Below are 14,257 nucleotides of genomic sequence, written 5' to 3' on the forward strand. Positions count from 1 at the left end.
ATTTCACCATCAATTCTGGCCAAAATGGACCATAGGTCCGTTTGACAGCAGATTCATCTATTCGGTTTCGGCCACCGACCGAAGCGCGCCAGTTAGTTTAGCCCCATTGCCGCCGGTTCAACCGTCACACAGTGGTTCGCAGCGTCGGCAGTGTTAACCGGGCCTGCATTCAAGTAGAATCGTCCGCTGATTTTTGCACGGGCACGCCCGTGTTCCTTTCTACGGAAGAAACTCAAAGATAGCCGGAACATATCACCTGATGCTGGAAGCTTCCCGGTGGCGTCGCCTGACGTGGGCGATCGCACAGATTTCACGTCCGCACTCGCTTGCCATCGGTTTGATCGCCGCGCAGCCGCTGTGGGTACAGGCGGCAGAGCCCGAAGCTGCCCCCACCCCGGACTACAACCCCTACCTGTACCTGGACTGGCTCCCCAAATCGCAGCTGAGCCCGGCGCAGCGGGCCGCCATGCACGCCTCCTGCGGTGGCGCTTTTGTCGAACCGCCGCGGTACTACCGGGATGCCGATCTGCCACCGGAAGAGGCGCCCCTGCGCGCCATTGCCGATCGGTCCGATTGGCTCGAAGACGGTACCGCGCAGTTACGCGGTAATGTGCACATTACCCAGGGCTCCCGCCAGCTGTTCGCCGATCAGGTGGATGTCAATCGTACAGACAGTACCGCCCACCTGCGCGGTGCCATCGAGATGCGCGAGCCCGGCTTGCTGGTCCGTGGCAAGGCCGCTGAGGTACACACCGACAGCAAGGCGGCAGCGATCGAAGACGCCACCTACGTCCTGCACCAGGCATTCATTCACGGCAGCGCCGACTATGCCGCACGCGAGACCAGCGGTGAATTGACGCTGACCGAGGGCAGCTATACCCGCTGTGAACCGGGAGAAGAGGTCTGGCGCGTCAGCGGCGGGCAGATCACCATCGACAATATCGAGCGCCAGGGCGTGGCCCGCAATGTGCGCCTCGAAATCCTCGATGTACCGGTGTTTTACTTCCCGTACCTGCGCTTCCCGGTGGGCGATTCACGCCTGTCCGGCCTGCTCTTCCCCGGCATCAGTAACAGCGACGATAACGGCTGGGATATCGCTATCCCCTACTACTGGAATATCGCGCCGCAGATGGATGCGACTATCGTACCGCGCTATATCCAGTACCGAGGCACCGGCGCAGAGGTGGAAGTCCGCCACCTGAGCCAGCTGTTCAATACCGAAGTGCGCATGGCTGGCCTGCCCAACGATAAGGGTGGTGATGACGAGGACGCCCGCAAACTGATCCAGCAGGGCTTTCCCGAGGATCTGGTATTGCCGGCCAAAGGCAAGGATCGCTGGCTGCTCAACCTCGACCAGCAGGGTGGCGACGGGGGCCTCTGGTATTCCAGTGTCGACTACACAAAGGTGAGTGATCCGGACTATTTCCGCGACTTGAGCACCGCCAACCTGAGTGTTTCCGCAAAGACCAACCTCAACCAGAAAGTCGAGGGCGGCCTCAACGGCGAACACTGGCGCGCCAGTGTTCGCGGGCAGGAATACCAGCTGCTGGTCAAGGATCGCTTCGATACCTTCAGCCAGCTACCGCGCTTTAATGTCGACGGCAATTATCGCTGGGGTGACTGGGGACTGACCCTGGATCACGAGGTCACCAGCTGGGATCACGACGATACCCAGACCCTCCGCTATATCGCCGACCTCGGCGATCCGGACAGCGTCCGGGAATTGACGCGGAATTTCGTCAATGCCGACCGCTTCCGCATGGACTACGAGTTCAACTGGGACAAGCAGTGGCTGTGGGGCTACTTCAAGCCCGGCATCGCGGCCCGCTACCTGGGCTATCGTGTCGACGACCAGTTCCTGCAACCGGGGAGCAATGATTCGCCGGAAGCGTCCGCCGTCCAGTTCACCCTGGACACCGGCCTGTTCTTCGAGCGGGACACCAACGCCTGGGGCTATGACTTTGTGCAGACGCTGGAACCGCACCTGTTCGCGCTGGCCAGTACCACGGCAGACCAAAGCGACTTTTTTGATGTCACCGACGGCGCCAGCCAAATTGACCGGGCCAGTAACAACCTGCTGTTCGATACGTCGCTGTTCACTTTCAGCTATGACCAGCTGTTCCGTGCCAGTCGCTTCACTGGCAACGACCGCATCGACGATGCCGACCGGGTCGCGCTGGGCCTGACCAGCCGGATTATCGATCCGTCGAGCGGCCGGGATCTGCTGGCCGCCAGCATCGGCCAGATTTTCTATTCCAACGATACGCGTATCGATCGATTTGAGATTGTGGAAAATGCCGCACCGCGCTCAGAACTGGCCGCGCGCCTGGAGAGCCGTCCTATCCAGTCCCTGCGGATCGCTAGCGAGGTTGTCTACGACGACAGCGAAAACAATGTCAACCGCGGCAACTTCAGCCTCCGCTACCTGGACGACGACTTCCGCATCTTCAATCTGGGCTACGTCTACCAGCGCAACGACACCGAGCTCGTACTCGAAAATGGCGAAGTAACCGACAAATCCATCCGGCAAGCCACGGCTTCGACGGTATTACCGGTCAACGCCAGCGCCTCTATCGTGGCAGGCGCTCACTACGATCTGACCTACAATCGGGAACTGGAGTACCTTGCGGGCGTCGAATACGACAGTTGCTGCTACCGCGCACGTGTGGTCTGGCGCCGTTCCCTGGACAATGACCTGGCGGACGTGGTACCTGCGGATGAGCTGAAGTATGACGAAGGCGTATACCTGGAAATACAGCTGAAAGGCTTGGCCGGCCTGGGCACCACGGTCTCCCAAATGCTCAGTCAGGGCATCGCCAACTTTGAGCAGAGAGAAGTACTGAAACAGTGAAGAAAATAATGAGTAACTTGACCTTTAAACAGAGCCTGTTGGTGCTGATCGCATTCCTGGTCCTCGGCGCAAATATCGCCAGCGCCCAGGTACAAAAGCTCGACCAAGTAGTCGCCGTCGTGGATGACGATGTGGTCATGGCCAGCGAACTGCAGCAGCGCCTGAACACCATCATGGCCAACATTAAGGCGCAGAAGGTACAGGCACCGCCGATCGAGGTCCTGCGCCGCCAGGTACTGGAACAGCTGATCATCGAGCGCCTGCAGCTGCAGATGGCCGCCCGCGCCGGCGTGACCATTTCCGATGCAGAACTGGACCAGGCCATCGCCCGGGTACAGCAGAACGCCGGCGCCAGCCCGGAAGAGTTCCGCAAACGCCTGGCAGCGGATGGCATCAGCATGAAGGCTTTCCGCCAGCAGATCCGCCAGGAAATGCTGCTTCGCCGCGTGGAACAGGGCAGCGTCAACCGCCGCATCCAGATTACCGACCAGGATATCGACGACTTCCTGCACTCCAAGGAAGGCGAATTCTGGAAATCGCCCCAGTACGAGCTCGGCCACATCCTGATTCCGGTCAGCTCCAGCGCCCCTACCGCCGACGTAACCAAGGCCCGCGAAAAGGCCGAACAGCTCGTCAAGCAGATTCGCGGGGGCGCGGATTTCCGCCGCCTCGCCATTGCCAACTCTGCCGGTCAGAACGCGCTGTCCGGCGGCGACCTGGGCTGGCGCAAGACCGTGGAGTTGCCGACACTGTTTTCCGATGCTCTCGAAGGCCTCAAGGTGGGCGACGTCACCAATCCTTTCCGCAGCGACGCGGGCTTCCACATCCTGAAAATCCACGATGAGCGCGGCTCTACCGAGCAGGTAGTGGAGCAGACCAAGGTTCGCCATATCCTGATCAAGACTTCCGCCATCGTCAGTGACGACGACGCTTACAACAAGCTGATCAAACTGCGCCAGGAAATCCTCGATGGCGCCGATTTCGCCAAAGTCGCCCGGGAGAACTCCGAGGATATCGGCACCATGCTGAAAGGTGGCGAACTGGGCTGGTCCATGCCCGGACAGTTCGTGCCGGAATTCACCCAGGAGATGAACAACACTCCGGTGGACCAGATCAGCATGCCGTTCCGCAGCCAGTTTGGCTGGCACATCCTTCAGGTTGAAGGGCGCCGCAAGCAGGATATGACGGAGCAGTACATCCGCAATCAGGCAGCCAACCTGTTGCGCAACCGCCGCTATGAAGAAGAGCTGCAAAACTGGCGCCGCGAGATTCGCGACGAGGCCTACGTGGATATCAAACTGCCCGAACTCCGCGACGAGACCGAGGACGCGGCGAAATCTGAGAAGAACTAAAATTGACAGTTACCGGCGCTGGTTTCGCGGAATGCGGACTGGCGCAGCAACCACAGGGTCGGGCACGAAACGTTGCCCGGACAGAACCGGGCGCAATGCGCCCGTTTTTTTATCCATCTAACCGGCACAACCATGATTCCCAGAATCGCTTTCACCCCCGGTGAACCCGCAGGCATAGGTCCAGAGTTAGCGGTCAGGCTCGCCAAATCGGGCAGCCGCGCACAGATTGTCGCCGTGGCCGATCCCCAGCTGCTGATGCAGACTGCGGAGAGCCTGCACCTTCCCTTAGAACTGCTGCCTTTCGATGTGGCGGTTCCCGCCGTCGGCACGCCGCCGGGCGCGCTCTACATCCAGCCGGTGACCCTGGCCGAACACGCCCGAGCCGGCCAGTTAAACAGCGCCAACGCTCCCTATGTCCTCGACACCCTGCGCCGTGCAGCCGATGGCTGCCTGCGACGACAGTTCGATGCTCTAGTGACCGGGCCTGTGCACAAGGGCATCATCAACGATGCCGGCATTCCGTTCAGTGGTCACACGGAGTTCTTTGCCGAGCGCGCCGGTGTCGAGCGAGTGGTGATGATGCTGGCCGCGGAAGAACTGCGCGTCGCCCTGGTGACGACGCACCTGCCGCTCAAAGATGTCAGCGCCGCCATCACCCCGGAGCGGCTGGAACAGGTCATCACCATTCTGCATCGCAGCCTGCGCGATCAGTTTCGTATCGAGAATCCGCGCATTGGCGTCTGCGGCCTCAATCCCCATGCGGGCGAGGGTGGCCACCTGGGTCGTGAGGAAATCGATATTATCGAACCCTCACTGGATAAGCTGCGTGCACTGGGTATACAACTTCTCGGCCCACTGCCCGCCGACACCCTGTTTACGCCGCCACAACTGGCGCGTTGCGACGCCGTGCTCGCCATGTATCACGATCAGGGCCTGCCAGTGTTAAAATTCAAGGGATTTGGCCATGCCGTTAACATAACCCTCGGGCTGCCCTTTATCCGCACATCAGTGGATCACGGCACGGCACTGAATATCGCCGGCAACGGCATTGCCGACTGCGGCAGCTTGCAGGCAGCAATATCCCAGGCCATACAGCTCGCCGAGCTGCGCGCACTTTAGTATCCGGGCAGCGACCCCGGCCAACCCCGACGAAGCCGAATTCATGGACAATTTTTTCCAACACAAGGCGCGCAAGCGCTTCGGCCAGAATTTTCTGGTCGATGAAAATATTATCGAGCGCATCGTGCGCGCCATCAGTCCCAAGGAAGACGACCACCTGGTGGAAATTGGCCCAGGGCAGGGTGCGATTACCCAGCTACTGCTGCAACGCTGCCCGTCGCTGACCGCCGTTGAGCTGGACCGGGACCTGATACCACTGCTGGAATTCAAATTTCGCGACTACCCGCAATTCACGATCATCGAAAAAGACGCACTCAAGTTCGACTTTGGTGAGTTTGCCGGCGAGCGGCCACTGCGCATAGTCGGCAATCTGCCCTACAACATTTCCACACCGCTGCTGTTCCACCTGCTGAGCTTTCCCGGCAAGGTTCAGGACATGCACTTTATGCTGCAGAAGGAAGTCGTGGATCGCCTGAGTGCCACACCCGGGAGCAAGTCTTTCGGGCGCCTCAGTGTCATGGTGCAATACCACTGCCGGGTACAGGGCCTGTTCCCAGTGCCGCCGCAGTCCTTCCGCCCGGCCCCGAAAGTGGAGTCGGCCATCGTGCGCCTGGCGCCCTATGCCGAGCCGCCCTACCCCGCACAGGACGAGCGTCTACTCGAGCGCATCGTCAATGTCGCTTTCCAGCAGCGCCGCAAGACCCTTCGCAATGCGCTGAAACCCCTTTACCCTGAATTGGATGTCGACGCATTGCCGGTGGACGCCGGGCGCCGCCCCGAAACCCTCAGTGTGGAAGAGTTTGTCAAACTGGCAAACTACTGTGCAGAGCTCGACGCAAAGTAAAAAGAAAACCAACTCTCGGGAATTCACGTTTTGGCCACTTACGCCATCGGCGACATTCAAGGCTGTTTTGAACCGCTGCAGCGATTGCTTAAGAAAATCCATTTCCGGCCTGATCGCGACAAGCTCTGGCTCGCTGGCGATATGGTGCATCGCGGTCACGACAGCCTGGCCACCCTGCGCTTCCTGTACGAGCACCGCCACCAGGTTACCGCGGTACTCGGCAACCACGACCTGCACCTGCTCGCCCTCGCCCACGGTGCCAAGCGCCTGACTGAAAAGGAGCACGACCTGGCTGCAGTGCTGCGCGCCAAGGATGCCGACAAGCTCCTCGGCTGGCTACAGGGGCAGCCGTTAGTCGTCCACAAGAAAGGATTCACGATGGTGCATGCGGGCATACCGCCGATCTGGAGTATCACCAAAGCGCTGGAACTTTCCCGCGAAGTTCATCAGGCACTGGCTGAAGACGCCATGGCCAAAGCCTTTTTCTACGGCATGTACGGCAATGAACCGCACTGCTGGAGCGAACATCTGCTCGGCGTCGAGCGCCTGCGCTCCATCACCAACTACTTTACCCGCATGCGATTCTGCCGGGCAGACGGCACGCTCGACCTGGTCACCAAACGGGGGCCCCAGGCTGCCCACGGGGAATACCAGCCGTGGTTTAGCTTTCCCGATCGCAAGACAAAAAACGACAAGATCATTTTCGGCCACTGGGCCGCACTGGAAGGCCGCGCCGATACAAAAAATGTCTACGCGTTGGATACCGGTTGTGTGTGGGGGGGATACCTGACGGCGATGCGGCTGAGTGATGAAGAGTTTTTCTGTGCGGATTGTGAGCTGTAGACATAAAAACAGCCTATCGCACTAAGGTATTTGGGCAGTATTGGCAAAAAAACTAAACAATCCAATTTACCACTCACTAACATTTCGAGTTTACAGAATATTAAAGGCCATTCGCATTCGCCAAATAGTCGGCGACCGCACCGGAAATCGCGCCCTCCATTATATCGTCATGCCTTCCCCAAATCCCCTCTCCATTAATTTCTAGAAAGTAGATCTCCCCACTCGGAGTCTCAATAAGGTCTATACATCCTGAAAAGAGGCCAAAGCTTTTTGTTATCCCGACCAAACAATCGTTGATGTCATACGGCAGACTGCACGGCAAGTATTTAATGATATTAATCCCAGCCCGGTAATCAACTTTCATTATCTCATGCTGACTCGGATCAATCCGCAAGGTAAACACCCTATCACCAATAACCACACACCTATACTCATATTTTTTGGGAATACGTTTTTGCACATAAATCGGGAAGCTTTCAATCTTTCCAGGATTTCTTTCAATATAATCTACATCCAAAACAGAAGTCATTATAAGCTTTTGACCTAATCCACCATCAAATGATGGAAAATGGGGATCTCCAAGTGATTTAACTATCGCCGGCTCATCACCAACCCAACTTCTGATTTCATCAATGCTATTAGACAATAAATACTCTGGTAGCATTACTCTTGCATCAGAAATATTCTTCATTTGATAAAGCTTACTTGAACACAGCTGGGTCGCCGCAGGAGAATTGACAATTTCGCACGGAACAATTAACCGCAAATTGCCATAGACACTTTTAAGGTTGCGCCCTGTAATGTACTCTTCGCACCACTCCTGTGTCTGTCCAAAATACGGGAATACTACTTTATCCGCACGCCAAGCAATTTTACTCCTACTAAGATCCTGGCCTCCGTATTGGAAATGACCATCCGATGAGCTGCCTGACATCGTAAACGGCTGACTTCCTGAAAGGTCCACAACGGTATAACTTTGCTTTTTTTTATCTAGGTGCGAAACTACTCTGCGAACATGAGAAAACTCAGCACGGCCAAGAATCAGTATCATGCTAACAACCTCTATCTAATCTCAATCTGCCTCATAAAGCGCTGCTGGCCATTCTGAAACTCTGCTATTAACTGATATTCTCCTTCGGGAAGATAGAGGGTTGCCACGGCTTTGTGAGGCGCGATTAAATATTGATCAATAGGGACAGAATTTTCTTCATTAGCAACAACCGCTTTGATATTCACCCATTCATGCAGTTCTTTGTCAGGCTTTCTTACCAATACAGCTTCCCTTCCCTCATCTCTCACCAACCACCCCGGTCTACCGCCAATAAACTTCGCTCTTGGGTGGTACACTGTCATGTCAACAGCACCGTCGTAACGACCAGACACAAGCCATTCACCGCTTTTATTTCTGAATATAGAGGGAGCATCACCAATAAGAGACTCTACTTGGTGATAACTGGAATCATCAAGGGATCGGTCCAGATGAGGAGTTCCACCAACTTGATCTATGGTCAAAGGATCAATATTCGCCTCATTCTTCAACAAAGCTGCCATTTTCGGTGTATCACTATCAAATGTCTCCCGTATATGAGCAAAACCCGCATATACAAAAACTTTTGCACTAGGATCATCATCTAGAATTTTCTTTATATTCTCCGCCTGCTTTCTTTCCCTTTCTGCCTGACTTTTGTATTTTAGTGGTTCGTACGCAGAAAGCGCATAACCAGATCGCATAGCCGCCCGTATAAAGTATGCAAACTCTGGATCATTCGTATAAAACCCATTACCTGAAACGGTTGGAAAGCCGAATTTATTGAGAGCATCAAGTCCTTGCTTAAATAGGGCCTCAACAGCTAAGCAATTATACCCTACCCTTCTCAATGCCAACGCAAGATCTTTTGCGAATAACCTATGCCGAGAGATATGGTGCGCCTCATTTAGCATTACCACTCTCCTATTTTTCGCAACAGCAACAATCTCGGCTATTGCTTCCGATCTTTCAAGTGACTCAACATCGACTATTTCGTCTTTATTCTCAGTTTCTTCAGCGATTTTTCGCTTCTCGAACACTCTCTGGGCATCCTGCTCACGATTCAAGAATGACAGATCGATAGATTCAAAAAGAGCGCGCAATTGACTATTTTCTATTTCATCGTCGCTATTGTAAGCAGCTAAGTAATTCCCGGCCGAAAGATATTCTTTATGCCTAGCCACTGCAGATTCACCTTTTGCACTCGCATATAGTGGCTGAAAAAAAAATAATGAAAAAACTAAACTTATAATTGGGTTTTCATGTACTTTGATCATTCTGGAATATCCCGCACCCATTTTAGTTAGCATGGGAAGAAAAAATATTTGAGATATAGATACTTGAAGAGAAGGTGCCCCGCAATAACATGCAGGGCACCTATAGTGCTATCTTAGATAGCCTTACCCGTCATTTACAACACCCCCCCCAGTCGGGGTCACAACAATGGTTTCTTCGCACTGCATACCGCCTGAAACTTGCTCGAGAAGCGTGTCGTCAAGCTCAAACATTTCTTTTCGCTCTGAGATTGACTTTTCCGCGGAAGACATTAGAAGGTTATCCATTTTTCTTTCCTTATTTATAAAGATTTACAGCCCTCAGGCCAGTTCAATCTGCCTCCTTGCAGACTCGACCGTCTCTGGTCGATGAGCCACCAATACCCGGGTAATGGCGAGCCTACTAATATGGTCACTGACCAAAGACTCATTCGCCACGTCCAAGTGACTGGTCGCTTCGTCCATGAATAGTATGCGCGGCGCATGGTAGAGAGCGCGCGCCAACACGATTCTTTGCTTTTGTCCGCCGCTGAGACTGGTACCCATATCGCCCACCAAGGTGTTGTATTGCATGGGCATTCTGAGTATTTCCTCATGAATGCAGGCCATCCGGGCACAGGTCACTATACGCTGAAGATCCAATTGCGGCTCGAAGCAAGCGATATTGTCGGCGATGGTGCCGGCCAGCAGCTGGTCGTCCTGCATGACACCCGCTATTTGGCTGCGGTATTGCGATATCTGCCGGATGGGCTGACCATCGATCAGGATTTCCCCTTCGGTAGGTTCCAGTAGGCCCATCAAGCATTTGAGCAGAGTGGTCTTGCCACAGCCGCTGGGGCCAACTATGGCCACTGTTTCGCCGGCTTCGATAGTGAAGTTCAGGTTGCGGAAGGCCGGCGCTTCGGCCTCGCCGTATCGGAAGCCGAGATTGCACACTTCGATTTTTCCCCGTAGCGGCTGCGCCTTGTCCGCATTCAGCGGCGACCCGTCGGGCCCACCTATTTCCTCCGCTTTGGTGAAGACGATATCGGACAGCCGGTCTAGGTGCAGGCCCAGCATTTTCAGCTCTATCCACTTTGCGATCAGCGCATCCATGGATTCCACGAAGCGGGTCTTATAGCTGATAAAGGCGTAGAGCATGCCGACAGTAAGGGTACTGTCCATTACCGCCGTGGCGGCGAAGTAAATAACCAGTAAGTTTTCCAGCCCGAACAGCAGGCGTTCGATGGTTTCGTAGCCGATATTCCAGCGCGCTATGCGAATATCCTTGTTGACGGCGTCCGCGAGGCGGTTGTGCCACTGGCCCTGGCGATCAATTTCACGCTGGAACAGTTTAACAGTCTGGATGGCGCGGACCGATTCCATAAAGTGAGAGTCGTGCTTCGCCTGGGCGATAATTTTTTCCTCGGTCAGCAACCGCAGCGGACGATAGAGTAACAGGCGCAGGGCTGCATAGAGGACGACCACCAGTAGCACTATCAGGGTGAGCCTGACGTCGTAGAAGAACATGGCGGCCAGGGTGATCAGCGCCATGATGCCGTCCACCACCGCGGCCACCAACCCGGTGGTGAGCAGTTCCCGCACCTTTTGCAACGACCCGAAGCGCGACACCACGTCGCCCATGTGCCGGGTGGAGAAGTAGCTCATGGGCAGGCGGATCAGGTGGCGGAAGAGATTGGCGGCCATCTGCATGTTGAGCCGGCTGGAAATATGCAGTATCACCCACTCCCTCAGGGCATTGGTACCGGTCTGGATCAACAGCAGCAGGCCAAAGCCGATGGCTAGCACCAGCAGCAGGTTGTCGTCGCCGCGCAGGATGACGTCGTCCACCACCGTCTGCACATAGAAAGGTGTGACCACGGCAAACAGCTGCAGCAGCAGGGACAGTAGCAGCACCTGAGACAGACTGCGCTTGAGCCCGCCGATGCGCGACCAGAAGTGGCTGAGTTTGAGGCGTTGTCGGTCTTCGCCTGTCTGAAATTCGCCAGTGGGCGTGAGCTCCAGAGCGACGCCGGTAAAATGCTGCCCGAACTCTTTCCGGGTGAGCACCCGCTCGCCCACCGCGGGGTCGTGAATGATGACTTTGGCGCGCTCAACCGACTTGAGTACCACGAAATGGCTCATATCCCAGTGCAGCACGCAAGGAAGTTGCAATTCACCCAGATGTTCCAACTCCAGGCGCAGGGCGCGGCCGGCCAGATTCAACCGCCCGGCCATATCCATCAGGGTCTTGAGGTTGGTGCCGTGGCTGGAAATACTGAAGCGCCGCCGCAGGCCAGCGAGATCCGTATCGTAGCCGTGGTAGCCGGCAATCATCGCCAGACATACTAGGCCGCATTCGGCGGCCTCGGTTTGCAGTATCAGTGGCAGACGACGACCGGGGGAGAAATGCAGCAGCTGCTCGGGGCGTTCTTGCGCAACGGATTGCTGTGCGGCAGCTTCCATTACAGGCGCCCCTTCAGGCTGTAGATGGGTTCCAGCAGCCACTGCAACAAGCTGCGCTCGGCAAGCTGTACGTCGGCAGACAGCGTCATGCCCGGCTTGAGGGAAAACCTCTTACCGTAGGCCCTGACCGACGACTGCACCAGCTTGGCGGATACCTTGAATACCGGCTCGCGCGCTGCGACAGGCGCGTGCAGCAGTTCTTCCGGCAGCAGAACCGTATCGGACACTTCCACCACGGCACCGCGGTAGAGACCGAATTTCTGGTAGGGAAAGGCGTCGTAGCGGATATTCAGGGGCTGGCCGGCGTCGAGGAAGCCGGCGGATCTCACTGGCACCAGTAGCTGGACTGTCAGCACTTGGTCTTCGGGCACCAGTGATAGCACCGGGATGCCGCTCTGGGCCTGCTGACCCTCCTGCGCTTGCAAATTGCTGACCACGCCCGCCCTAGAAGCCTTGACGATATAGGCACGCTGGCCGTGCAACTGGGTGATTTGTTGGGCGAGATCGGAGAGGCGTGCGCGCAGCTGGTCTGCGCTGTTGGCGTGCTCTTCGGGAAGCAGAGATCGCTGACTTTCGAGTTGCTGGATTTGGTTTTGCAGATTGATCCGGCTGCGCGACAGGCCTTGACGTTCGGCCTGCAGCTCCAGCTCCTGGGCAATCACCGAGTCCAGCTCCGCCGAGGAAATATGGCCATCCCGCTTAAGCTGGCGGTAGCGCTCCGCCTGTTCCGCTACCAGGGCGTAACGGCGGGACTGGGTCTCTATCTGCTTTTCGAGCAGTGCCAGGTCTTCTTCGCTGGCGGCGATACGCTGTTCAAAATCTTGCTGCTGTTGGCGATAGATTTTCTCGCCACGCTCCAGTTGCTCAGTGAGCAGCTTGTGTTTGCTTTCATACTCCGCCAATAACAGGGACTCGAGATGTTTGCCGTCAACGAGAATATGATCGCCGTTGACGACCAGCAGCGGCTGGTCCTTGACGACTCGATCGCCATCCCGCACCAAAACCTGTTTGATGATGCCAGAGCGTTCGGCGTAGACCCGAACTACGCCCGAGGCCGGCTCCAGCCACCCCTGCACAGTTTCCTTGCGCGCATAGCGGCTGCCGGCAAGCCAGATAATGACGACTAGCACCCATAGTGCTAACAGAGCCATAATAACCATGTGGGAAAGACGCGGCAGGAGGAGAATCTCGCCGTGCAGGCGGTCTTCTTGTCTTTTTACTGCTTGCCGGCGAAACAGTTCTGCCACCGCCAACCCCTTTGATTCGATAGTTATTATTTATTGATTTTTTTATAACACCATACGACAGCTAATTCAACGCAACTGAAATTACATGCTATAACAGCAAATGAAAAAACTCTCAGTTTTCAGCATCTAAGTTAAAAAGGTTATGGGTAAAGAATCGCTTCTCCGGCTTACTCTGGCAGGCGACCTCATGACCGGCCGCGGTATCGACCAGATTCTCGCCGGCGCCGGCGATGCGCAGATTTACGAGTCCTACATGCGCTCGGCGCTGGGCTATGTGGCGCTGGCGGAGGCGCGCAACGGTCCGATTTCGACGCCGGTTCCTTTCGATTATCCTTGGGGCGAAGCACTGGCGATTATTGCGGAGCGCGCGCCGGACTGCAGACTGGTGAATCTCGAGACAGCGGTTACCCGCTGCGATGACTTCTGGCCCGGCAAGGGTATCAACTACCGGATGCACCCGGGCAATATCCCGATATTGAGCGCTGCGCAAATCGATATCTGCAGCCTCGCCAACAATCATGTACTCGACTGGGGCTACGGCGGCCTGACGGAAACACTGTCCAGCCTGCAGCAAGCGGAGATAAGTACCGCCGGTGCCGGTGAAAACCTGTCCGCGGCCATCGCCCCGGCGGTGTTCCCTCTCGGCGATCGACGCCTGCTGTTATTCGCCTGCGGCCATCCCAGCAGCGGTGTCCCTGAATCCTGGGCGGCGTCGGGCGAAAAGGCCGGCGTACACTTCATCAATGACCTGTCTGCGCAAACGGCTGCCGACCTCGTGTATCAGATTGAGAAGTTTCGACATCGGGGCGACCTGGTGGTGGTTTCCATTCACTGGGGCAGCAACTGGGGCTACCGTATTCCGCGAGACAGGCGCCGCTTCGCCCACAGGCTGATCGACGCAGGTGTGGATCTGGTGTTCGGCCACTCCTCCCACCACCCCCAGGGCGCCGAGGTGTATCGCGAGCGGGCCATCCTGTACGGGTGCGGGGATCTCATCAACGATTACGAGGGGATCAGCGGCCACGAGGAGTACAGATCGCAACTGCGACTGCTGTACTGTGTCGACCTCGACCGGCAGAGCGGCGCGCTGCGACGCCTGGAGATGATACCGTTTGAAATGTGCCGCTTTCGCCTTCAGGGCGTGAAGAACAGCGACCGGGAATGGTTACTGAATACCCTGGGCCGCGAGTGCCGGCACCTGGGCACGACACTGCAACCTGCAGAAGAAGGAAAGAGCTTTCTATTGCACTGGTAG

The 14,257-nt window shown here is 56.2% G+C and carries 10 protein-coding genes; 6 read left to right on the forward strand and 4 right to left on the reverse strand.

What is annotated here, in order from left to right; genetic code table 11:
* Positions 1–259 precede the first annotated feature (259 nt).
* From IG168_RS18520 to IG168_RS18540, 5 genes are all read left to right on the forward strand, one after another.
* Complete coding sequence (locus IG168_RS18520) at positions 260–2,851, forward strand: LPS-assembly protein LptD (RefSeq protein WP_193166097.1); 2,592 nt, start codon at positions 260–262, stop codon at positions 2,849–2,851.
* An 8-nt stretch (positions 2,852–2,859) separates the two neighbouring features.
* A complete protein-coding gene (locus tag IG168_RS18525; RefSeq protein WP_193166098.1) occupies positions 2,860–4,203 on the forward strand; it encodes a peptidylprolyl isomerase in 1,344 nt (447 codons plus the stop codon).
* 132 nt (positions 4,204–4,335) lie between these two features.
* The gene (pdxA, locus tag IG168_RS18530) at positions 4,336–5,322 is read left to right on the forward strand and encodes a 4-hydroxythreonine-4-phosphate dehydrogenase PdxA (RefSeq protein ID WP_193166099.1); all 987 of its coding nucleotides are present in this window, start codon (positions 4,336–4,338) and stop codon (positions 5,320–5,322) included.
* Positions 5,323–5,365: 43 nt separating this feature from the next.
* Entirely contained in the window at positions 5,366–6,166 is an 801-nt protein-coding gene (gene rsmA, locus IG168_RS18535) for a 16S rRNA (adenine(1518)-N(6)/adenine(1519)-N(6))-dimethyltransferase RsmA (protein WP_193166100.1), read from the forward strand.
* 30 nt (positions 6,167–6,196) lie between these two features.
* Positions 6,197–7,009, forward strand: coding sequence for a symmetrical bis(5'-nucleosyl)-tetraphosphatase (locus tag IG168_RS18540; RefSeq protein WP_193166101.1), 813 nt, complete (start codon positions 6,197–6,199; stop codon positions 7,007–7,009).
* A gap of 100 nt (positions 7,010–7,109) precedes the next feature.
* Here the strand turns inward: IG168_RS18540 and IG168_RS18545 are convergent, their stop codons facing one another.
* The 4 genes from IG168_RS18545 to IG168_RS18560 all read right to left on the reverse strand — a co-directional run bounded on the left by IG168_RS18545 (position 7,110) and on the right by IG168_RS18560 (position 13,002).
* Positions 7,110–8,060 (reverse strand): ATP-grasp domain-containing protein, encoded by a 951-nt coding sequence (locus tag IG168_RS18545; RefSeq protein WP_193166102.1) that lies wholly within the window; start codon positions 8,058–8,060, stop codon positions 7,110–7,112.
* Between the two features lie 11 nt (positions 8,061–8,071).
* A complete protein-coding gene (locus IG168_RS18550; RefSeq protein WP_193166103.1) occupies positions 8,072–9,313 on the reverse strand; it encodes a hypothetical protein in 1,242 nt (413 codons plus the stop codon).
* 318 nt (positions 9,314–9,631) lie between these two features.
* Positions 9,632–11,755, reverse strand: a complete 2,124-nt coding sequence (locus IG168_RS18555) for a peptidase domain-containing ABC transporter (protein ID WP_193166104.1) — start codon at positions 11,753–11,755, stop codon at positions 9,632–9,634.
* Positions 11,755–13,002 (reverse strand): HlyD family secretion protein, encoded by a 1,248-nt coding sequence (locus IG168_RS18560; RefSeq protein WP_193166105.1) that lies wholly within the window; start codon positions 13,000–13,002, stop codon positions 11,755–11,757. The genes IG168_RS18555 and IG168_RS18560 overlap by 1 nt, the downstream gene beginning before the upstream one ends.
* A gap of 142 nt (positions 13,003–13,144) precedes the next feature.
* Between IG168_RS18560 and IG168_RS18565 the strand changes: the two genes are divergently transcribed.
* Positions 13,145–14,257, forward strand: coding sequence for a CapA family protein (locus tag IG168_RS18565; RefSeq protein ID WP_193166106.1), 1,113 nt, complete (start codon positions 13,145–13,147; stop codon positions 14,255–14,257).

The organism is Microbulbifer hainanensis, from assembly GCF_014904735.1.
Taxonomy (GTDB): Bacteria; Pseudomonadota; Gammaproteobacteria; order Pseudomonadales; family Cellvibrionaceae; genus Microbulbifer; species Microbulbifer hainanensis.

Excerpts from the sequence above, each read along its gene's own strand:
- IG168_RS18520 (WP_193166097.1), top strand. The coding sequence starts at position 260 with ATGCTGGAAGCTTCCCGGTGGCGTCGCCTGACGTGGGCGATCGCACAG.
- IG168_RS18525 (WP_193166098.1), top strand. The coding sequence starts at position 2,860 with ATGAGTAACTTGACCTTTAAACAGAGCCTGTTGGTGCTGATCGCATTC.
- pdxA (WP_193166099.1), top strand. The coding sequence starts at position 4,336 with ATGATTCCCAGAATCGCTTTCACCCCCGGTGAACCCGCAGGCATAGGT.
- rsmA (WP_193166100.1), top strand. The coding sequence starts at position 5,366 with ATGGACAATTTTTTCCAACACAAGGCGCGCAAGCGCTTCGGCCAGAAT.
- IG168_RS18545 (WP_193166102.1), bottom strand. The coding sequence starts at position 8,060 with ATGATACTGATTCTTGGCCGTGCTGAGTTTTCTCATGTTCGCAGAGTA.
- IG168_RS18550 (WP_193166103.1), bottom strand. The coding sequence starts at position 9,313 with ATGATCAAAGTACATGAAAACCCAATTATAAGTTTAGTTTTTTCATTA.
- IG168_RS18555 (WP_193166104.1), bottom strand. The coding sequence starts at position 11,755 with ATGGAAGCTGCCGCACAGCAATCCGTTGCGCAAGAACGCCCCGAGCAG.
- IG168_RS18565 (WP_193166106.1), top strand. The coding sequence starts at position 13,145 with ATGGGTAAAGAATCGCTTCTCCGGCTTACTCTGGCAGGCGACCTCATG.